The sequence below is a fragment of the Pseudomonas sp. RIT778 genome, from assembly GCF_019718735.1.
Classification (GTDB): Bacteria; Pseudomonadota; Gammaproteobacteria; order Pseudomonadales; family Pseudomonadaceae; genus Aquipseudomonas; species Aquipseudomonas aphyarum.
Genome location: NZ_JAIHBA010000039.1, coordinates 1 through 18655 on the forward strand (window position 1 = coordinate 1; position 18655 = coordinate 18655).

General features: G+C 60.8%; 19 protein-coding genes, 4 tRNA genes and 1 pseudogene. 11 read left to right on the forward strand and 13 right to left on the reverse strand.

Features of this window, described 5'->3' with window-relative positions; all coding sequences use genetic code 11:
* The 3 genes and pseudogenes from K5E37_RS24835 to K5E37_RS24845 all read right to left on the reverse strand — a co-directional run.
* Positions 1 to 215, reverse strand: a pseudogene (locus tag K5E37_RS24835) (PAS domain-containing sensor histidine kinase); the annotation flags it as partial.
* Positions 205 to 438: a PP0621 family protein gene (locus K5E37_RS24840; protein ID WP_039771683.1), complete on the reverse strand. Its 234-nt coding sequence runs from the start codon at positions 436 to 438 to the stop codon at positions 205 to 207. The pseudogene K5E37_RS24835 and the gene K5E37_RS24840, both read right to left, overlap by 11 nt.
* 125 nt (positions 439 to 563) lie before the next feature.
* Positions 564 to 1580: an outer membrane protein assembly factor BamD gene (locus tag K5E37_RS24845; protein ID WP_007959566.1), complete on the reverse strand. Its 1017-nt coding sequence runs from the start codon at positions 1578 to 1580 to the stop codon at positions 564 to 566.
* Positions 1581 to 1732: 152 nt separating this feature from the next.
* Here K5E37_RS24845 and rluD point away from each other — a divergent pair, with 152 nt between their 5' ends.
* The 8 genes from rluD (at position 1733) to K5E37_RS24885 (ending at position 8769) form a co-directional block, all read left to right on the forward strand.
* A complete protein-coding gene (gene rluD, locus K5E37_RS24850) occupies positions 1733 to 2695 on the forward strand; it encodes a 23S rRNA pseudouridine(1911/1915/1917) synthase RluD (protein WP_007959567.1) in 963 nt (320 codons plus the stop codon).
* Positions 2692 to 3441: a peptidoglycan editing factor PgeF gene (pgeF, locus tag K5E37_RS24855; RefSeq protein WP_221535406.1), complete on the forward strand. Its 750-nt coding sequence runs from the start codon at positions 2692 to 2694 to the stop codon at positions 3439 to 3441. The genes rluD and pgeF overlap by 4 nt, the downstream gene beginning before the upstream one ends.
* 262 nt (positions 3442 to 3703) lie before the next feature.
* Positions 3704 to 6268: an ATP-dependent chaperone ClpB gene (clpB, locus tag K5E37_RS24860; RefSeq protein WP_007959569.1), complete on the forward strand. Its 2565-nt coding sequence runs from the start codon at positions 3704 to 3706 to the stop codon at positions 6266 to 6268.
* A gap of 298 nt (positions 6269 to 6566) precedes the next feature.
* A tRNA-Asn gene (locus K5E37_RS24865) sits at positions 6567 to 6642 on the forward strand.
* A 9-nt stretch (positions 6643 to 6651) separates the two neighbouring features.
* Positions 6652 to 6728: transfer RNA gene (locus tag K5E37_RS24870), tRNA-Pro, on the forward strand.
* Between the two features lie 5 nt (positions 6729 to 6733).
* Positions 6734 to 6809: transfer RNA gene (locus K5E37_RS24875), tRNA-Lys, on the forward strand.
* 97 nt (positions 6810 to 6906) lie between these two features.
* Positions 6907 to 6983: transfer RNA gene (locus tag K5E37_RS24880), tRNA-Pro, on the forward strand.
* A gap of 160 nt (positions 6984 to 7143) precedes the next feature.
* Positions 7144 to 8769, forward strand: coding sequence for a methyl-accepting chemotaxis protein (locus tag K5E37_RS24885; protein WP_221535407.1), 1626 nt, complete (start codon positions 7144 to 7146; stop codon positions 8767 to 8769).
* 72 nt (positions 8770 to 8841) lie between these two features.
* Here the strand turns inward: K5E37_RS24885 and K5E37_RS24890 are convergent, their stop codons facing one another.
* The 5 genes from K5E37_RS24890 to K5E37_RS24910 form a co-directional block, all read right to left on the reverse strand.
* Positions 8842 to 9249 (reverse strand): hypothetical protein, encoded by a 408-nt coding sequence (locus K5E37_RS24890; protein WP_007959573.1) that lies wholly within the window; start codon positions 9247 to 9249, stop codon positions 8842 to 8844.
* Between the two features lie 294 nt (positions 9250 to 9543).
* Entirely contained in the window at positions 9544 to 10842 is a 1299-nt protein-coding gene (locus K5E37_RS24895) for an NAD(P)/FAD-dependent oxidoreductase (protein WP_064599500.1), read from the reverse strand.
* Positions 10843 to 10905: 63 nt separating this feature from the next.
* Positions 10906 to 11079, reverse strand: a complete 174-nt coding sequence (locus tag K5E37_RS24900; protein WP_007909875.1) for a DUF3094 domain-containing protein — start codon at positions 11077 to 11079, stop codon at positions 10906 to 10908.
* 51 nt (positions 11080 to 11130) lie between these two features.
* On the reverse strand, positions 11131 to 11658 hold the full coding sequence (locus K5E37_RS24905) for an MOSC domain-containing protein (RefSeq protein WP_221535408.1): 528 nt from the start codon (positions 11656 to 11658) through the stop codon (positions 11131 to 11133).
* Positions 11655 to 12281, reverse strand: coding sequence for a DUF1780 domain-containing protein (locus K5E37_RS24910; RefSeq protein ID WP_007959580.1), 627 nt, complete (start codon positions 12279 to 12281; stop codon positions 11655 to 11657). The genes K5E37_RS24905 and K5E37_RS24910 overlap by 4 nt, the downstream gene beginning before the upstream one ends.
* Before the next feature lie 133 nt (positions 12282 to 12414).
* Between K5E37_RS24910 and K5E37_RS24915 the strand changes: the two genes are divergently transcribed.
* Together K5E37_RS24915 and K5E37_RS24920 are read left to right on the forward strand one after the other, a co-directional pair.
* The gene (locus K5E37_RS24915; RefSeq protein ID WP_221535409.1) at positions 12415 to 13104 is read left to right on the forward strand and encodes an energy-coupling factor ABC transporter permease; all 690 of its coding nucleotides are present in this window, start codon (positions 12415 to 12417) and stop codon (positions 13102 to 13104) included.
* 65 nt (positions 13105 to 13169) lie between these two features.
* Complete coding sequence (locus K5E37_RS24920; RefSeq protein ID WP_007959584.1) at positions 13170 to 13385, forward strand: hypothetical protein; 216 nt, start codon at positions 13170 to 13172, stop codon at positions 13383 to 13385.
* A 6-nt stretch (positions 13386 to 13391) separates the two neighbouring features.
* Here K5E37_RS24920 and yacG read toward each other — a convergent pair whose 3' ends face one another.
* The 5 genes from yacG to pilB are packed head-to-tail and all read right to left on the reverse strand — an operon-like array spanning position 13392 to position 18003.
* Positions 13392 to 13592, reverse strand: a complete 201-nt coding sequence (yacG, locus tag K5E37_RS24925) for a DNA gyrase inhibitor YacG (protein ID WP_221535410.1) — start codon at positions 13590 to 13592, stop codon at positions 13392 to 13394.
* Positions 13589 to 14212 (reverse strand): dephospho-CoA kinase, encoded by a 624-nt coding sequence (gene coaE / locus K5E37_RS24930; RefSeq protein WP_085608685.1) that lies wholly within the window; start codon positions 14210 to 14212, stop codon positions 13589 to 13591. The genes yacG and coaE overlap by 4 nt, the downstream gene beginning before the upstream one ends.
* On the reverse strand, positions 14209 to 15081 hold the full coding sequence (locus K5E37_RS24935) for an A24 family peptidase (RefSeq protein ID WP_011335981.1): 873 nt from the start codon (positions 15079 to 15081) through the stop codon (positions 14209 to 14211). Before K5E37_RS24935 ends, coaE begins: the two co-directional genes overlap by 4 nt.
* Position 15082: 1 nt before the next feature.
* On the reverse strand, positions 15083 to 16300 hold the full coding sequence (locus K5E37_RS24940; RefSeq protein WP_221535411.1) for a type II secretion system F family protein: 1218 nt from the start codon (positions 16298 to 16300) through the stop codon (positions 15083 to 15085).
* 2 nt (positions 16301 to 16302) lie between these two features.
* Positions 16303 to 18003, reverse strand: coding sequence for a type IV-A pilus assembly ATPase PilB (gene pilB, locus K5E37_RS24945; protein ID WP_221535412.1), 1701 nt, complete (start codon positions 18001 to 18003; stop codon positions 16303 to 16305).
* 226 nt (positions 18004 to 18229) lie between these two features.
* On the opposite strand from pilB, the gene K5E37_RS24950 reads away from it, so the two are divergent.
* Entirely contained in the window at positions 18230 to 18652 is a 423-nt protein-coding gene (locus K5E37_RS24950; protein WP_085608681.1) for a pilin, read from the forward strand.
* The last annotated feature ends 3 nt before the right edge of the window (positions 18653 to 18655 follow it).

The window sequence follows — 18655 nt, forward strand, 5'->3', positions numbered from 1 at the left end:
TTCTCGAGGAACACCACCAGCAGGATGTTCAGCACCAGGTACAACCAGCTGCCATTGCGCAGCAACTCGTCGTTGGCCGAGGTCAGCAGGCGGTTGTCCATGTTGCTGGAGATCAGCAACACCAGGGTGATGCCGACACTCAAACGGTACAGATGATAGAGGCGCAGCAGTCGCTGAGCCTGTTTGCTGTCGGCGTTGTCGGCCTCAGCGATCACTGGAACCGGGGCCTTGCTCAAGGTGAGCCTGGCTGCAATACCACTGTTGTTGAAGGTTCAGCGCGCGGTCGCGGGGCAGGTGCACGCCGCAATGGGCGCAGCGCACCATCGGCGCGGCATCCTGTTCGCGAGGCGATCGGGTGGACGAGGCGGGGGCCTTGAATTTGCGCCACAACCAGACAGCAGCGGCGATCAAGGCAATCCAGAACAGTAAACGAAGCATGATGGGCGGCTTTTCGGCTAATGATTCGGCAGTTTAGCCAAGGACCCGACAAGCGCACAGCCCAATCACACGCCGCAATAAAAAGGGAGATCCGAAGATCTCCCTTTTTGGCATCACCGAAGTGATCAGTCGAACAGACCGAAGGTCATGTAGCTGAAGATGGAACGGTCGCTGTCGCTCGACTCCGGTTCCGGCTCTTCGATCACGTCGCCGTTTTCGTCTTTCGGCTTGAGCTCGTTCGGGATCGCGTCTTTCGCGTCCTGGAACTGCTTCTGCACGTCCTGGTTGGCGCGGGTTTCTCCCGGCGGCAGCGGCGGACGGGATTCGATCAGGCCCAGAGTGGCCTTGCTCAGGAACGAACGGTTGTCGGCTTCGGCAACACGAGGCACGAACTGGCCGTCCTGCAGGCTCGGGTGGTTCGGGTAGTTGAGCTTCAGGGTTTCCAGACTGGTGGCCGCCAGTTCGTCCAGATGCAGACGCTGGTAGGCTTCGGTCATCACCGCCAGGCCGTCACCGACCGACGGGGTTTCCTGGAAGTTTTCCACTACATAACGACCACGGTTGGCAGCGGCGACATAGGCCTGACGGGTCAGGTAGTAGTCGGCCACGTGGATTTCGTAGGCCGCCAGCAGGTTGCGCAGGTAGATCATGCGCTGCTTGGCGTCCGGCGCGTAGCGGCTGTTCGGGTAGCGGCTGGTCAGCTGGGCGAACTCGTTGTAGGAGTCGCGGGCGGCACCCGGGTCACGCTTGGTCATGTCCAGCGGCAGGAAGCGCGCCAGCAGGCCGACGTCCTGGTCGAACGAAGTCAGGCCCTTCAGGTAGTAGGCGTAATCCACGTTCGGGTGCTGCGGATGCAGACGAATGAAACGCTCGGCGGCGGATTTTGCAGCTTCCGGCTCGGCGTTCTTGTAGTTGGCGTAGATCAGTTCCAGCTGCGCCTGATCGGCGTAGCGACCGAACGGATAACGCGACTCCAGAGCCTTCAGCTTGGCTGTGGCGCTGGTGTAGCTGTTGTTGTCCAGGTCCTGTTGAGCCTGCTGGTACAGCTCGGCTTCACTCAGGTTTTCGTCTACGACTTCCTTCGATGAGCAAGCAGCGGTCAATGCGAGGATGGCGATCAGCAGCAGGTGTTTCACTTGCATGGCGGCTTGCGTCCCTATGACGGCCGCTGTCTTGGGCGGGGCCGTCCTGTTATGATGAGCGCCCCGTTGAAAAGCCCCGGGGCAAAAGACGCCGTATTTAACCACAAGCGCGCAGCCGAAACCAAAGGCTGTAGCCGACGCCCAGTCCGAGCATGTCCGATAAAATTGAACTTCGCGCAGAGGTGCCGTCCGAATTGGGCGGCCAACGCCTCGATCAAGTCGCCGCCCAACTCTTCGCCGAGCACTCGCGCTCGCGCCTTTCCGCCTGGATCAAAGAAGGTCGCCTGACTGTGGACGGGGCGGTCATCCGCCCGCGCGACATCGTTCATGGCGGTGCCATCCTTGAGCTCACTGCCGAGCAGGAGGCCCAGGGTGAATGGGTCGCTCAGGACATCGAACTCGACATCGTCTATGAAGATGACGACATTCTGGTGATCAACAAGCCTGCGGGCCTGGTGGTGCACCCGGCTGCCGGTCACGCTGATGGCACCTTGCTCAACGCCTTGCTGCACCACGTGCCGGACATCATCAATGTCCCGCGCGCCGGTATCGTGCATCGTCTGGACAAGGACACCACCGGTCTGATGGTGGTGGCCAAGACCATTCAGGCGCAGACCAAGCTGGTCGCCCAGCTGCAAAGCCGCAGCGTCAGCCGGATCTACGAGTGCATCGTGATCGGCGTAGTGACCGCCGGTGGCAAGATCAATGCCCCGATCGGCCGCCACGGCCAGCAGCGTCAGCGCATGGCGGTGATGGAAGGCGGCAAGCCGGCCGTCAGCCACTACCGCGTGCTGGAGCGCTTCCGCTCCCACACCCACGTGCGGGTGAAGCTGGAAACCGGTCGTACCCACCAGATTCGCGTGCACATGTCGCACATCAACTTCCCGTTGGTCGGCGACCCGGCATACGGCGGTCGTTTCCGCATTCCGCCGGCCGCGAGCCAGACCATGGTCGAATCCCTCAAGCACTTCCCGCGTCAGGCCCTGCACGCGCGGTTCCTTGAGCTGGATCACCCGACCACCGGTGAGCGCATGAGCTGGGAGTCGCCGCTGCCGGAAGATCTGGTGTGGCTGCTGACTCTGCTCAAGCAGGATCGCGAGGCATTCATCGGATGAACTGGCTGACGCCGGACTGGCCCGCGCCGGCCAGCGTCAGGGCCTGTGTCACCACCCGCGAGGGCGGCGTCAGCGAGGCGCCGTTCGACAGCCTCAACCTGGGCGATCATGTCGATGACCGCCCGGAGACCGTCGCCGAAAACCGTCGGCGCCTGACCGAACACTTCTCTATAAAGCCTGCCTGGTTGCAGCAAGTGCACGGGATTGCCGTGGCGCATGCTGATCCGTCCGTGGTGGCCACGGCGGATGCCAGCTGGACGGCAACACCCGGTATCGCGTGTGCGGCGATGACCGCCGATTGCCTGCCGGCGCTGTTCTGCGACCGTGCCGGTACTCGCGTGGCAGCGGCGCACGCCGGTTGGCGTGGGCTGGCGGCCGGCGTGCTGGAAGCCACACTCGACAGTCTGGACGTGCTCGCCGAAGACGTACTGGTCTGGCTCGGCCCGGCCATCGGCCCGCAAGCCTTTGAAGTCGGCCCGGAAGTCCGGGAAGTCTTCATCAATCAATTGCCCGAAGCCGAGACAGCCTTTGTCCCGAGCCACAATGACGGCAAGTTCATGGCCGACATCTATAAGCTGGCGCGGCTGCGTCTGGCGGCTCGTGGTGTCACCGCTGTTTATGGTGGCGGTTTCTGTACCGTGACCGATCCGCGCTTCTTCTCTTATCGCCGTGCATCGCGCACTGGTCGCTTCGCCTCCCTAGTCTGGCTTGAGGCGCCCAGCCTCACAAATACTGTTTCTTTTTGACGGCGTCTGTTTACGTCATGCTGCGTTGCCGCTCCTCGCCATAGCGGGCTATGACTCGTCGCGGCGCCTTGCCTGACGAAAACAGCCACTCGCCAAAAGAGAAACGTATTTGCGAGGCTGGGCGCCCGCTAAGCTTGTCTGACCTGCATCAACTCCCTGACGCTTGAATCTTCCAGAATCGACCGCATCTATAGCGGTATCTGGCAGGTTTCTTTATTCAGGATGGTTTTTAGGTCCGGCCTGCTCAAAAGGAAGGTGACCCATGCGTATAGACCGTTTAACCAGCAAATTGCAGTTGGCGTTGTCCGATGCCCAATCCCTGGCTGTCGGCCACGATCATCCGGCCATCGAGCCGGCGCATTTGATGCAAGCCATGCTTGAACAGCAGGGTGGTTCGATCAAACCCCTGTTGATGCAGGTGGGCTTCGACGTCAACAGCTTGCGTAAAGAGCTGACCAAAGAGCTCGATCAATTACCGAAAATCCAGAACCCGACCGGCGACGTGAATATGTCGCAGGATCTGGCTCGTCTGCTCAACCAGGCCGACCGTCTGGCCCAGCAGAAGGGCGACCAGTTCATTTCCAGCGAGCTGGTGCTGCTTGCCGCGATGGACGAGAACAGCAAGCTCGGCAAGTTGCTGCTCGGCCAGGGTGTGAGCAAAAAGGCGCTGGAGAATGCGATCAACAACCTGCGCGGTGGCGAAGCCGTTAACGACGCCAACCACGAAGAGTCGCGTCAGGCACTGGATAAGTACACCGTCGACCTGACCAAGCGCGCCGAAGAAGGCAAGCTTGACCCGGTGATCGGCCGTGACGACGAGATCCGTCGCACCATTCAGGTTCTGCAACGCCGCACCAAGAACAACCCGGTGCTGATCGGCGAGCCTGGCGTGGGTAAAACCGCGATTGCCGAAGGTCTGGCCCAGCGCATCATCAACGGCGAAGTGCCGGATGGCCTGCGCGGCAAGCGCCTGCTGTCCCTCGATATGGGTGCGCTGATTGCCGGTGCCAAATATCGCGGCGAGTTCGAAGAGCGCCTGAAAGCGCTGCTCAACGAGCTGTCGAAGCAGGAAGGGCAGATCATTCTGTTCATCGACGAACTGCACACCATGGTCGGCGCCGGCAAGGGCGAGGGCTCGATGGACGCCGGCAACATGCTCAAACCGGCCCTGGCCCGTGGTGAACTGCATTGCGTCGGCGCCACCACGCTCAACGAGTACCGCCAATATATAGAGAAGGACGCGGCCCTCGAGCGGCGCTTCCAGAAAGTGCTGGTGGACGAACCGAGCGAAGAAGACACCATCGCGATCCTGCGTGGCCTCAAAGAGCGTTACGAGGTTCACCACAAGGTGGCGATCACTGACGGCGCGATCATCGCGGCGGCCAAGCTCAGCCATCGCTACATCACTGACCGGCAACTGCCGGACAAGGCGATCGACCTGATCGACGAAGCGGCCAGCCGCATCCGCATGGAGATCGACTCCAAGCCGGAAGTGCTGGATCGTCTGGAGCGGCGCCTGATTCAACTGAAAGTCGAATCCCAGGCCCTGAAGAAAGAAAGCGACGAAGCGGCGATCAAGCGCCTGGAAAAACTCCAGGAAGAAATCGTCCGTCACGAGCGGGAATATTCGGATCTGGAAGAAATCTGGAACTCGGAAAAAGCCGAGGTGCAGGGTTCTGCGCAGATTCAGCAAAAGATCGAACAGTCCCGTCAGGAACTGGAAGCCGCGCGTCGTAAAGGCGACCTGAACCGCATGGCCGAGTTGCAGTACGGGGTGATCCCGGATCTGGAGCGCAGCCTGCAAATGGTCGACCAGCACGGCAAGAGCGAAAACCAGCTGCTGCGCAGCAAGGTGACTGAAGAGGAAATCGCCGAAGTCGTTTCGAAGTGGACCGGTATTCCGGTGTCGAAAATGCTCGAAGGCGAGCGCGACAAGCTGATGAAGATGGAAAGCCTGTTGCATCAACGCGTGATCGGCCAGGACGAAGCGGTGGTTGCAGTGGCCAACGCGGTGCGGCGTTCCCGTGCCGGGTTGTCCGACCCGAATCGCCCGAGCGGCTCGTTCATGTTCCTCGGCCCGACCGGTGTCGGTAAAACCGAGCTGTGCAAGGCGCTGGCCGAATTCCTCTTCGATACGGAAGAGGCGATGGTGCGGATCGACATGTCCGAGTTCATGGAGAAACATTCCGTGGCGCGGCTGATCGGTGCGCCACCGGGCTACGTCGGCTACGAAGAGGGCGGTTACCTGACCGAAGCGGTACGGCGCAAGCCTTACTCGGTGATCCTGCTGGACGAAGTCGAGAAGGCGCACCCGGATGTGTTCAACATCCTGCTGCAAGTGCTGGAGGATGGTCGTCTGACCGACAGCCACGGCCGCACGGTGGACTTCCGCAATACCGTGATCGTCATGACCTCGAACCTGGGTTCGATGCAGATCCAGGAACTGGTAGGCGATCGTGAAGCGCAACGGGCAGCGGTGATGGATGCGATTTCCACCCACTTCCGTCCGGAGTTCATCAACCGGGTCGACGAAGTGGTGATCTTCGAGCCATTGGCGCGGGATCAGATCGCGGGCATTACCGAGATCCAGCTGGGCCGTCTGCGCAGCCGTCTGGCCGAGCGCGAGCTGAAGCTGGAGCTGAGCCCGGAAGCGATGGACAAGCTGATTGCCGTCGGCTACGACCCGGTCTATGGCGCACGGCCGCTGAAGCGGGCGATCCAGCGCTGGATCGAGAACCCGTTGGCGCAGTTGATCCTGTCGGGACGTTTCCTGCCGGGCGAGACCGCGACCGGCGTCGTGGAGAACGACGAGATCACGTTCAACTGACGCTCGACGGTGGTGAAGTAATCAAGGCCTCGCACTGCGAGGCCTTTTTTTTCGTTAGGCTGTTGAACTCAAAGGAAAAGGCTTGTAAAGTGCGCCCCGCAGTCAGTCACCAACACGGTTTCAGCTCACTGGGCAGAAATCTGAAATAAGTTGCAAATCATTAACTTGAAAGCAATTTAGGGGGTTGACAGAGGTGTTCTAGGTTGTAGAATAGCGCGCCTCAGACACACGAACGCAGCGATGCGAAAACGATGTCGAGAAGCTGCAAGTTTCACCGTTGTAAATTGAAATATGTAGTTCCGTGATAGCTCAGTCGGTAGAGCAAATGACTGTTAATCATTGGGTCCCAGGTTCGAGTCCTGGTCACGGAGCCAATTTCAAACCGGGGTATAGCGCAGTCCGGTAGCGCGCCTGCTTTGGGAGCAGGATGTCAGGAGTTCGAATCCCCTTACCCCGACCATTTTTGGGTCGTTAGCTCAGTTGGTAGAGCAGTTGGCTTTTAACCAATTGGTCGTAGGTTCGAATCCCACACGACCCACCATTTTTGAAACCAGGTAATACTGGGATCGAATCTTAAGATCAGAGGCCAAAAGCGCTGATCGAAGAAGGCGATCTTTGAAAGATCGCCTTTTTTTTACCGGGGTATAGCGCAGTCCGGTAGCGCGCCTGCTTTGGGAGCAGGATGTCAGGAGTTCGAATCCCCTTACCCCGACCATATTAAAAATCCTCGTATCGAAAGATACGGGGATTTTTTTTGCCCTCCGGAAATGTTTCATTCAAGTCGTCATACAACTTGCCGATAGCCCGCTAACGAAAGGGGCCTGCCGCATCAAACGCCCCTGAACTCTGCCAATACAAGAAAAAGGGCGTTCGTCATGTTGCTTCGTCAGTTGAATATTGCTCCCCGCGCCGCTCTTGGCTTTGCCCTGATCGCGTTACTGGTGGCGTTGCTCGGGGTGTTTGCGCTGGGGCAGATGTCGAGCATCCGCGACAGTGAAGTGGCGGTGGAGACCCAGTGGCTGCCGAGTATTCGTGGCGGCGACGAAATTCGCGAGATCATGCTGCGCATCCGCACCATCTCCCTGCGCATGGCGTTGGATCAGGATCCGGCCAACATCGCCACGTACCGCAGCCAGATGGACACCCGCGACAAGGAGCTGAGCGAAAAAATCGCCGCCTACGACCGGCTGGTAACAACCCCGGAAGGGCAGCAGTTGTACGATCAGTTCAAGAAAACTTTTGCTGCCTACCGCACCGGCATCGCCCAGTCGTTCACCCTAGCCGAGCAAGGCAAGCGCGACGAGCTGACCAAGTTGCTGCTGGTCGACATGAAAACCGTGGTCGACGGCTCCGGCAAGCAACTCAACGATCTGGCGGATCTGTTCGCCCGCCAGGTCGCCGCCGAAAGCCAGAACTCTGCCGCCCATTACGAAACCTCGCGCACCATCGTGACCCTGTTCATCGCGCTGGCGGCGCTGGCCACTGTGGCTTTGGCCATGTTGCTGACCCGCAGCATCGTTCGCCCCCTGAGCGCCGCCGTCGACGCTGCTGAACACGTCGCCAGAGGCGATCTGACCCGTCCGATCGAAACCCACGGCAACGATGAAGTCAGCCGCTTGCTCAAGGCGTTGGCGACCATGCAGCAGAACCTGCGCGAAACCCTGCAGGGCATCAGCGGCTCGGCCACGCAACTGGCGACCGCTTCCGACGAACTCAGCGCGGTCACCCACGACAGCACGCAAGGGCTGCAACAGCAGAACAACGAAATCGAACAGGCCGCCACCGCCGTCAACGAGATGACCACGGCGGTCGAAGAAGTCGCCCGCAACGCGGTGTCGACGTCCGACGCCACCCGCCAGTCCAGCGAGTCGGCACAGTTGGGCCAAGAGCGGGTCAGCGAAACCGCCGGCGCCATCAACGCTCTGGCCAGCGAAGTCGAACACACCGGCGAGCTGGTGCAATCACTGGCCAATCAGTCGCAGGACATCGGCAAAGTGCTGGACGTGATCCGGGCGATTGCCGAACAGACCAACCTGCTGGCGCTCAACGCTGCCATCGAAGCGGCCCGGGCCGGGGAGAGTGGACGCGGGTTTGCCGTGGTCGCCGACGAAGTCCGGGCACTGGCTTATCGCACGCAGCAATCGACCCAGGAAATCGAGCAGATGGTGCAGGGCATGCGCAGCGGGTCGAGCCTGGCGCTGGAGTCGATGCAGGCCAGTGCCTCGCGGGCGGCCACCACGTTGGTGCTGGCCGAGCGGGCCGGTGAAGCGTTGCAGACGATCACGGCCTCGGTCCACGAAATCCACGAACGCAATCTGGTGATCGCCAGCGCCGCCGAAGAACAGGCGCAGGTGGCGCGGGAAGTGGACCGCAATCTGGTGAACATTCGCGATCTGTCGGTGCGCTCGGCGGCGGGTGCCGATCAAACCAACGCGTCGAGCCATGAGCTGTCGCAACTGGCCAACGCCCTGCAAGGCATGGTGCGGCGCTTCCAGCTGTAATCATGCAGGCGTGAAAAAGCCGCGCTTCTCATCAGGGAAAGCGCGGCTTTGTTTTGTCGGGCGTCTGAAAAATCAGGCACCGTCCTGGTCTTTCAGGTGTTCGAACAGGCCTTTCGGCATTTTCTTGCCATTGGCTTCGAAGTTGGCTTTGACGTTGTTGTACGCCTCTTGCTCGTCGATGAAGCCGTCGTGGTTGGTGTCGATCTTGTCGAAGTCGGACTTCGGCGCGACCTTCAGAAATTCGGCGCGCGAGACCTTGCCGTCGCCATCGGTGTCGGTCTTGGCCATCGACGCATCGCCGCATTTGCCTTCACCGCATTTGCCTTCCGGGGTTTTCACCGAGGTCTCGGCCGAAGCGACCATATAACCCTGGGCCAGCGGTTGTGCGGCGAACACCGAGCCGGACAGCATCAGGCCGCCGGCCAGTACGGCACCGACCAGGCCAAGGGAGTTTTTGCCGATTTTCGAAGTACGGGACATTGCATTCTCCTTCGGTTGCACAGCGCAACCACACGTTAAGGGCGATCAAGCCGGAGCAGGTGTGCTCGGGTGTGGCCATTAAGCGGTGGCGGTGTATCGCGTCTGTGTCGAGGAGCGGGGCGTTTGTAAGCGAAGGTGGGGAAAGCGGGGGGCAGATACAGTAGGAAACAGATCTTTCGATAAACACAAAACATTGTGGGAGCGAGCTTGCTCGCGAATGAGGCGGGTCAGCCGATGCATTTATCGACTGATCCACCGTCTTCGTGAGCAAGCTCACTCCCACAGGGTGTTACATCAGTGCAGCTTCAGGCGCGGCTCGGTGCCGCGTCCGATCTTGCTGCCCAGCATCAGCATCGCCGTGCGGAACGGCCCGTACAGCGCCATCTGGTGCATGCGGTACAGCGACACGTAAAACATCCGCGCCAGCCAGCCTTCGAGCATCACGCTGCCGGTCAGGTTGCCCATCAGGTTACCCACCGCCGAAAAACGCGACAGCGAAATCAGCGAGCCGTAGTCGGTGTACTTGTACTCCGGCAGGGTCTTGCCTTCGATCCGCAATTTCAGCGATTTGGCCAGCAGCGACGCCTGCTGGTGCGCAGCCTGGGCCCGTGGTGGAACGTTGCGATCGGAGCCCGGTTGCGGGCACGCGGCGCAGTCACCGAAGGCGAAAATGTTTTCGTCGCGGGTGGTCTGCAGCGTCGGCAGCACTTGCAGCTGATTGATGCGGTTGGTTTCCAGGCCGTCGATATCCTTGAGGAAACCCGGTGCGCGGATCCCGGCAGCCCAGACTTTCAGACTGGCCTTGATCTCGTTGCCATCGGCGGTGATCAGGCTGTCGGCGGTGACCTGGCTGACCGAAGCGTTGGTCATTACGTTGACCCCGAGTTTCTCCAGGGTCTTGTGTACCGGCCCGCTGATCCGCTCCGGCAGGGCTGGCAGCACCCGTGGCCCGGCTTCGATCAGGGTGATGTGCATGTTTTCCGGTTTGATCCGGTCCAGACCGTAAGCCGCCAGTTCATGGGCGGCGTTGTGCAGCTCGGCCGCCAGTTCCACACCCGTGGCGCCCGCGCCGACGATAGCCACGCTGATCTGCTGGACCACATCGGTTTGCCCGGCATGAGCACGCAGATAGTGATTGAGCAGTTGCTGGTGGAAGCGCTCGGCCTGTTTGCGGGTGTCGAGGAACAGGCAGTGTTGCGCGGCGCCCTGGGTGCCGAAATCGTTGGTGGTGCTGCCGACTGCGATCACCAGCGAGTCGTAGGGCACTTCCCGCGCCGGGACCAGCTCAACGCCGTTTTCGTCGTAGGTGGCAGCCAGCTGGATCTTCTTCTGCTCACGATCGAGCCCGCTCATGCGCCCCAGCTGGAACTCGAAGTGGTTCCATTTGGCCTGGGCGACATAGTTGAGTTCGTCTTCGGAAGAGTTCAGCGATCCGGCGGCCACTTCGTGCAGCAGCGGTTTCCAGATGTGCGTGAGGTTCGCGTCGACCAGCATGATGCTGGCGGTGCCGCGTTTGCCCAGAGTCTTACCCAGACGGGTAGCCAACTCCAGACCGCCGGCGCCGCCGCCGACAATGACAATACGATGGGACATAGGGATAGCTCGCAAGGTTTTGAAAGGAAATCGGTACGGCTACCCGAGCGAGCGCGATGCAGCTCATAGCGTCAGGTAACTGATAAATCGGCTCAACAGGCCCAGACCAATGGTCACTGCCAGCACCAGCACCAGGAGCATCCACGGCCGGAATGGCCGGCGCTCGACACGGTGTTGGGACAACTGCAGGTACTCTTCGACATGCTTCTGGTCTTCGGGGTTCAGGCGGCTGGTCATAAAGGCCTCGTCAGGTAGACGTTACTGAATGAGAACACGCTACAGCGGTTTTCAACCGGGATTGAACGCAGCATAGCCACTGTCCGGGACCGGTTCGACAGACACACTGTCCCCGAGGCGAATGATCCCGCTTTGTAACACTCGCGCGGTGATTCCGCCATGCCCGCGCACGGCCTGGAACGTTCCGGGGCCAAGGTTGTTTTGCAGACGCGCACACGGCTGGCACCAGCCTGTAGTTTCGAAAATCGCCTGACCAATGCGAAAGCGCCGCCCCTTGAGGCTGAACAGGTTGATCCCGCTTATAACGAGATTGCGCCGCAGATCTTCAGGTGTGACCGGTTGTTCGGCCGACCGGCCCATCAGGGCGCTGATCACAACCAGGTGTTCCCACTGAATCAGCGTCACCTGCCGCGCATTGCGCACACCGGGCCGAGTGTGGTCGCCGGTGAGCCCGGCTTCAAGCCGCGCCTCCACCGCATCGAGCGCGAGCATCGGCCCCCGTGATTCGGGGCGCACGCCAATCCAGCGCACGCATCCGGTCTGCGGGACATCAGCAATCAATTGTTGAAGCGGCGTCACAGGCTGATCCCGACATCGAACACGATGCTGCGCCCCAGGTTGCCGCGTAGAAAATCCGGGGCATCGGGATGGGCGAACAACACCCGGGCAAAGGTCGGCCCGACCAGCGATAGCGAACGCCAGCCCTGACGCAGGTATTCGGTGGGTGGCGGAAAGTGGCTATTCAGGTCGAGCACTTCGCGTTTGAGGCTGGCGAAGGCAATGATGTCCAGCTCGCCCAGATCCATTCCGCGTTCCTTGTAGTTGTGCGCTTTCTTGCGCAAGGTCGGCGCCAGTCTCAGCAGAAATTCATTGGCCGGAATCCGCCGTGGCTTGGCTTCACGCCGCACCAGTTGGCTGAGGGAAAACGCACTGCGCCGCCGTTGCAGCTCATCGCGCCATTCGTCGTTGAGCCGACGGCCCTCGTCGAGGACGAAAAACACCTCGAAATTGGCGTCGCGAAACAACACGTCCGGCGGCTCACCGGCGGGCGCGAATTCGTCGGCGCGATAAGGAATATTCAAGCCTTGCAGCAGGCGCTGGCAGACCCAACGCTCACGCTCCCATTTGCGGGCATTGGACAGGAAGGCGTTGGCTTGCTCGGCCGCGATGGTCAGCAGGCGTAAATAATCTGAATCATCCATAGGCCCAAGCTTAGCGTTCAATTGCGACAAGCAGAAAGCTTTGCATCGGCAGATGTCCCGCCGTGCAGGTGTAGACTTCGACACAGGAGCGCCAATCAAGGGAGTCTGCGGTGCGAATGAAGGTGATGGGATCATGATCGGTGCAGAACTGCTGTCATCGACAAGTCTTACTTTCGGATGGCTGATTTACCTGCCGGTGCTGCTCTGGGCGATTGTCCGCGCACCGTGGGTCGAGCTGTTCAGCGACAACCGCCGTCAGCATTTGCTGTTCGGCACGGTGTTCGCGTTGTTTCTGCTGTGGCTGGTGCGCAGGGATTTCGACACCGGGGTGTCTTACCACTTCATCGGCATGACAGCGGTGACGCTGCTGCTGGACTGGCCGCTGGCGATCGTCGGCGGACTGGTGGCGCAACTGGGACTGGTGCTGTTGGGACGTCAGGATCTGGTGGCCGTCGGGGTCAACGGCGCCTTGCTGATCCTGCTCCCGGTGCTGATCACCGAATGCGTGGCGATCCTGGTCGAGCGTGCGCAGCCGCGCAATCCGTTCGTGTACATCTTCTGTTCCGGCTTTTTTGCCGCCGCGCTGTCGGCGTTGTTCTGCCTGACGCTGAGCCTGACGTTGCTCTGGTACGACGGCCTCTTTGCCATGCCGGAATGGCTGGAGGATTTCATCGGTTACCTGTGGTTGCTGATTTTTCCCGAAGCCTTCATCAACGGCATGGTGGTCAGTGCCTTGGTGGTGTTCTGCCCGGAATGGCTGGAGACCTTCAACCGCACACGCTACCTTTCGGCGCCGTGGAAGGACGACGATCCCAAGTCTTGATCCACATCAAATCCACCCAGCGCGCCGCATTTCATGCTCGGCCAAATTCCTTCAGGAGCAGCGGTATGAGCGTGTACGAGTGGGCGAGGCAGGAAACCCGGCAGAGTCTGGAGATGGCACAGGAGGTGGGGTTCGATCCGGGCCTGAGCCTGCGCGCCTTGCTCAGTGCAGTGGTGCAGCAGAGCAAGGCGGTGCGCAACGCCGAAGACCTGGCCGACGAGTTGCGCTTCCTGGCGGAAAACCTCGACGACGATCAGGACTACGGCTTCATGCGGCCCTGAACGGGATCAGTGACGCGGATCGAAATCGCCGGAAAACAGTTCGTCCTCGGCATCCGGGGCCACGGGAATCTTGTGTTCTTCCGACGCCCAGGCGCCGAGGTCGATCAGTTTGCAGCGGTCCGAGCAGAACGGCCGGAATTTGTTTTCCGGGGTGAATTCCACGGGCGCGCCGCAAGTCGGGCAGTTGACGGTTGGGATCTGGCTCATGACTGGCCTCCGGATAAAGTCAGGTAAAAGTGATGCAGGCGCTCGACCTCGCTGTGCAGCCAGGCGAGGTCGCGGTCGTTGACCACCACGTCGTCGGCACGGCTGACGCGGTCTTCGCGGCTGGACTGGGCCTTGAGGATCGCCTGAACCTGCTGTTCGCTGGTCTGGTCACGCTGCAAGGTGCGTTCGATCTGCAGTTGTTGCGGGGCGTCGATCACCAGGATTCGCTGAGTCATCGCGTATTGCCCGGATTCGATCAAAAGCGGCGAGACCAGAATCGCGTAAGGCGATTGTGCCTGCGCCAGATGATGGGCGATTTCCTCGGCGATCAGCGGATGCAGCAGCGCTTCGAGCCAGCGCCGTTGCTCCGGCACCTCAAAGATCAGTTTGCGCAGGGCCGCACGATCCAGCGTGCCGTCGGCCTGCAACACATCGGGGCCGAAGTGTTCGGCGATCTTCGCCAGCGCCGGGCGGCCCGGTTCGACCACCCAGCGCGCCGCGTGATCGGCGTCCACCACATGGATGCCGAGGTCGATGAAGTGCTGGGCGGCGGCGCTTTTGCCGCTGCCGATGCCGCCGGTCAGGCCGAGAATCCAGGGTTTTTCCACAGGGGTATTCATTTCAAACCGACAAACTGCCAATAGAAGCCGGTTATTTGACCACCCCAGAGCAAGGCAATCCAGCCGGCAATTGCCAGATACGGGCCGAAGGGGATCGGCGTCGAGGTTTTCTGGTCACGCAGCTTGAGCAAAATCACCCCGAGCACGGCGCCCACCAGCGAGGACAAGAGGATGGTCAGCGGCAAAATCTGCCAGCCGCCCCAGGCCCCGAGCAGTGCCAGCAGCTTGAAATCGCCGTGACCGATGCCGTCCTTGCCGGTGATCAGTTTGAACAGCCAGAACACCGACCACAGCGCCATGTAACCCAGCACCGCGCCCCACAGGGCATCGTGCAGCGGCACGAACAGCTCGAAGCTGTTGACGATCAATCCCAGCCACAGCAGTGGCAGCACCAGCACATCGGGCAGCAACTGATGCTCGGTGTCGATCAGGCTCATGGCCAACAGGCCCCAAGTCAGCACGATCAGCAGGCACGCCGGCCAGCCGAACCCCAGGTGCCAGGCGATGAACGCCGAGAGCAGGCCGCAGGCCAGCTCGGTCAGCGGGTAGCGCTTGCTGATCGGTGCGCTGCAACTTGAGCAGCGCCCGCGCAGGAACACGTAACTCAACACCGGGATGTTTTCCCACGCGCGAATCCGGTGGCCACAGTGCGGGCATTGCGAGTGCGGCAGCATCAGGTTGTAGGTGGGCAACGGCGCTTCACCGGGCAGCCCCAACACATCGTGAGCCTGCTGGCGCCATTCCCGCTCGAGCATTTTCGGCAGGCGCCAGATCAACACGTTGAGGAAACTGCCGACCACCAGCCCCAGCAGCAGGGCGGTGAAAACAAAGGCCAGCGGATAGAGGCTGAAGAGTTCGTCGATAGGCATGTCAGATCGCTGAGCCGAGTTGGAAGATCGGCAGGTACATCGCCACCACCAGGCCGCCGACGATCACCCCGAGCACCACCATGATGAACGGCTCCATCAGGCTGGTGAGGTTGTCGACCATGTTGTCCACTTCGTCCTCGTAGAAACCCGCGACCTTGTCGAGCATCTCGTCCAGTGCGCCGGACTCTTCGCCGATGGCGGTCATCTGCACCGCCATGTTCGGAAAGATGCCGGTGGAGCGCATCGAGAAATTCAGCTGCATGCCGGTGGAAACGTCCTGACGGATACGCAGCACGGCGCGCTTGAACACCACGTTGCCGGTGGCCCCGGCCACCGAGTCCAGCGCTTCCACCAGCGGCACGCCGGCTGCGAAGGTGGTCGACAGGGTACGGGCAAACCGCGCCACGGCGGACTTGTACATCAGCGTGCCCACCAGCGGCAGCTTGAGAAACCAGGCGTCGCGTCGGTCGCGCAGAGCCTGGGATTTTTTCAGGGCATGGCGGGTGCCGAAAAAGCCGGCCACCAGCAAACCGAGAATCGCCCACCACCATTGCTGCATGAACTCGGACAGGCTGATCACCATCAATGTGAAGGCTGGCAGTTCGGCACCGAAGCCAGAGAACACCGACTGAAACTGCGGCACCACCTTGACCAGCAGAATCCCGGTAACCACCGCCGCCACCAGCACCACGGCGGACGGGTAGGTCATGGCCTTCTTGATCTTGGCCTTGAGGCTTTCGCTCTTTTCCTTGTAGGTCGCGACCCGCTCCAGCAGGGTGTCGAGCGCGCCGGACTGCTCGCCGGCATCCACCAGGTTGCAGTACAACTCGTCAAAATACTGAGGCTTCTTGCGCAACGCGGCGGCGAAGCTGTTGCCGGCGGCGACTTCCTGTTTCACCTCGTCGACCAGCTTGCGCATGGCCGGGTTCTCGAAGCCTTCGCCAATGATGTCGAACGACTGCAACAGCGGCACGCCGGCCTTCATCATGGTCGCCATCTGCCGGGTGAACAGGGCAATGTCCTGGGCCTTGATGCGCTTGCCGAAGCTCAGCAGCGAGGCGGATTTCTTGCGTACCTTGCCCGGGCTGATGCCCTGCTTGCGCAATTGGGCCTTGACCAGTGCGGGGTTCTGGCCGCTCAGCTCGCCGGTCACCTTGCTGCCTTTGCGGTCCGTGCCTTCCCAGGCGTAGACACTGATTTTCGCTGCCTTGACCGCCATGTTCAGTCCTTGGTGACCCGGTTGATTTCTTCAAGGCCGGTGATGCCTTGCATGGCCTTGATCAGGCCCGAGGTGCGCAGGTCGTTGAAGCCGTCCCGGCGCATCTGGGTATCGATTTCCAGTGAGTTGCCCTCGGCCATGATCAGCCGTTGCAGCTCGGGGGTGTTCTTCACCACTTCATAAATCCCCACGCGACCCTTGTACCCGCCGTTGCAGTGATCGCAACCAGAGGGCTCATAGATCGTGAAATGGCCGATGCGTTCCTCGGGGAAACCTTCCTTGATCAGGGTTTCGCGAGGGATTTCGATGGGTTTCTTGCAGTGGCTGCAGAGTTTTCGCGCCAGGCGCTGGGCAATGATCAGGCTCACCGAGGTCGCGATGTTGAAGCCGGGAATGCCCATGTTGTGCAGGCGGGTCAGAGTTTCCGCTGCGCTGTTGGTGTGCAGGGTAGACAACACGAGGTGCCCGGTCTGGGCAGCCTTGATCGCGATTTCGGCGGTTTCGAGGTCGCGGATCTCGCCGACCATGATCACGTCCGGGTCCTGACGCAGGAACGAGCGCAGGGCCTGGGCAAAGTCCAACCCTTGGCGTGGATTGACGTTGACCTGGTTGATGCCTTCCATGTTGATCTCCACCGGGTCTTCGGCGGTAGAAATGTTGATGTCGACGGTATTGAGGATGTTCAGCCCGGTGTACAGCGACACGGTCTTGCCCGAGCCGGTGGGGCCGGTCACCAGAATCATGCCTTGCGGCTGCTTGAGGGCGGCCATGTACAGGTCTTTCTGCTCCGGCTCGTAGCCGAGGGCATCGATGCCGATCTGGGCGCTGGACGGGTCGAGGATCCGCATCACCACTTTCTCGCCCCAGAGCGTGGGCAGAGTGTTGACCCGGAAATCGATCGACTTGCTCTTCGACAGACGCATCTTGATCCGCCCGTCCTGGGGTTTGCGCCGCTCCGAAATGTCGAGGCTGGCCATGACCTTCAGGCGCGCGGCAATGCGCCCGGCGAGCTGAATCGGCGGCTTGGCCACTTCCCGCAGAATGCCGTCGGTGCGCACCCGCACCCGGTAATTCTTTTCGTAAGGCTCGAAGTGCAGGTCGGACGAGCCGCTCTTGATCGCGTCCAGCAACATCTTGTGCACGAAGCGCACCACCGGGGCATCGTCGGCGTCGATTCCGCCGAGCGTGTCCTGCTTGCTGTCGTCGACCGATTCGATATCCAGCCCGTCGAGGTCGACATCGGCCATTTCCTCCAGGCCGGTGGCGTGGGTGTCGAAGAATTTTTCAATGGCGTCGGTGAGTTTGTCGTCTTCGACCAGAATGGCTTCGGTGCTCAGCCCGGTGCTGAACTGAATGTCATTGATCGCCTGATGATTGCTCGGGTCGGAAATCCCCACGAACAGTTTGTTGCCGCGCCGCCAGAGGGGCAGGGCGTGGTGCTGGCGCACCAGTTTTTCACTGACCAGGCCCTTGGGCTGGGTTTCCTTGTCGAGGCAGTTGAGGTCGAGAAATGCCATGCCGAAATGCTCCGAGGCTATTTCGGCGACCTGCCAGCTCTTTACCAGTTTGTTCTGCACCAGGTAACTGACCAGCGACAGGCGATTGCGCTGCGCCTGTTGCCAGGCTTGCTGGGCACTCTTTTCCGTGAGCAATTCGGCCTGGACCAGTTGTTTGGCCAGACCGCTCAGAGCGATGTCATTCATGGGGTTTCCACGTGCTTGCCGTTCATGACTTATAGCCTAGTCAAGTGACAGCGCCAAACACGCGGGGTGCAGGTGACAAAAAGTGTCAGATAGTGCGGTTGCAGGTTGTAGGAATCGGCACGACGTCCGGTTCACGCCCAGCAGGCCGGGGTTGCGAGCCCTTGGCACGGGCTGTGCTCAGTCCATTTCAGATCATGAGATTCCGACTCATGCATGGAGCGTGTCTATGAAGAAACAACAAGGTTTCACTCTGATCGAGCTGCTGATCGTTGTGGCGATCATCGGTATTCTCGCGACTGTGGCGCTGCCGCAGTACTCCAAATATCAGGCGCGGTCGAAGGTGACGGCGGGGCTGGCCGAGATCTCGGCGATGAAAGTGCCGTTCGAAGACATCATCAATCAAGGAACGAACCCCACACTGGCTGCCGTTAAAGGCGATGCGGGCACTACCACCTCTAACTGTGCACTGACCGCCTCGGGGACCGCTGCTGATGGAGCGGGCACCATCGTTTGTACGCTGGCCAATGCGCCAGCACCCGTAGTGGGCAAAACCATCACGCTCACACGTACTGCTGCCAACGGCTGGTCGTGTGCAACGACCGTTGCGCCGGACTACTCCCCTAAAGGCTGCGCAGCAAGCGGTACCTGATCC

What these genes read in the sequence shown, in the direction of transcription:
- K5E37_RS24910 (WP_007959580.1), bottom strand. Translation starts at nt 12,281, where the DNA reads ATGGATGATTCAGATTATTTACGCCTGCTGACCATCGCGGCCGAGCAA.
- K5E37_RS24895 (WP_064599500.1), bottom strand. Translation starts at nt 10,842, where the DNA reads ATGTCCCATCGTATTGTCATTGTCGGCGGCGGCGCCGGCGGTCTGGAG.
- pgeF (WP_221535406.1), top strand. Translation starts at nt 2,692, where the DNA reads ATGAACTGGCTGACGCCGGACTGGCCCGCGCCGGCCAGCGTCAGGGCC.
- K5E37_RS24940 (WP_221535411.1), bottom strand. Translation starts at nt 16,300, where the DNA reads ATGGCGGTCAAGGCAGCGAAAATCAGTGTCTACGCCTGGGAAGGCACG.
- K5E37_RS24920 (WP_007959584.1), top strand. Translation starts at nt 13,170, where the DNA reads ATGAGCGTGTACGAGTGGGCGAGGCAGGAAACCCGGCAGAGTCTGGAG.
- K5E37_RS24840 (WP_039771683.1), bottom strand. Translation starts at nt 438, where the DNA reads ATGCTTCGTTTACTGTTCTGGATTGCCTTGATCGCCGCTGCTGTCTGG.
- K5E37_RS24890 (WP_007959573.1), bottom strand. Translation starts at nt 9,249, where the DNA reads ATGTCCCGTACTTCGAAAATCGGCAAAAACTCCCTTGGCCTGGTCGGT.
- K5E37_RS24885 (WP_221535407.1), top strand. Translation starts at nt 7,144, where the DNA reads ATGTTGCTTCGTCAGTTGAATATTGCTCCCCGCGCCGCTCTTGGCTTT.
- K5E37_RS24935 (WP_011335981.1), bottom strand. Translation starts at nt 15,081, where the DNA reads ATGCCTATCGACGAACTCTTCAGCCTCTATCCGCTGGCCTTTGTTTTC.
- K5E37_RS24845 (WP_007959566.1), bottom strand. Translation starts at nt 1,580, where the DNA reads ATGCAAGTGAAACACCTGCTGCTGATCGCCATCCTCGCATTGACCGCT.
- coaE (WP_085608685.1), bottom strand. Translation starts at nt 14,212, where the DNA reads ATGAATACCCCTGTGGAAAAACCCTGGATTCTCGGCCTGACCGGCGGC.
- yacG (WP_221535410.1), bottom strand. Translation starts at nt 13,592, where the DNA reads ATGAGCCAGATCCCAACCGTCAACTGCCCGACTTGCGGCGCGCCCGTG.
- K5E37_RS24950 (WP_085608681.1), top strand. Translation starts at nt 18,230, where the DNA reads ATGAAGAAACAACAAGGTTTCACTCTGATCGAGCTGCTGATCGTTGTG.
- pilB (WP_221535412.1), bottom strand. Translation starts at nt 18,003, where the DNA reads ATGAATGACATCGCTCTGAGCGGTCTGGCCAAACAACTGGTCCAGGCC.
- clpB (WP_007959569.1), top strand. Translation starts at nt 3,704, where the DNA reads ATGCGTATAGACCGTTTAACCAGCAAATTGCAGTTGGCGTTGTCCGAT.
- rluD (WP_007959567.1), top strand. Translation starts at nt 1,733, where the DNA reads ATGTCCGATAAAATTGAACTTCGCGCAGAGGTGCCGTCCGAATTGGGC.
- K5E37_RS24915 (WP_221535409.1), top strand. Translation starts at nt 12,415, where the DNA reads ATGATCGGTGCAGAACTGCTGTCATCGACAAGTCTTACTTTCGGATGG.
- K5E37_RS24900 (WP_007909875.1), bottom strand. Translation starts at nt 11,079, where the DNA reads ATGACCAGCCGCCTGAACCCCGAAGACCAGAAGCATGTCGAAGAGTAC.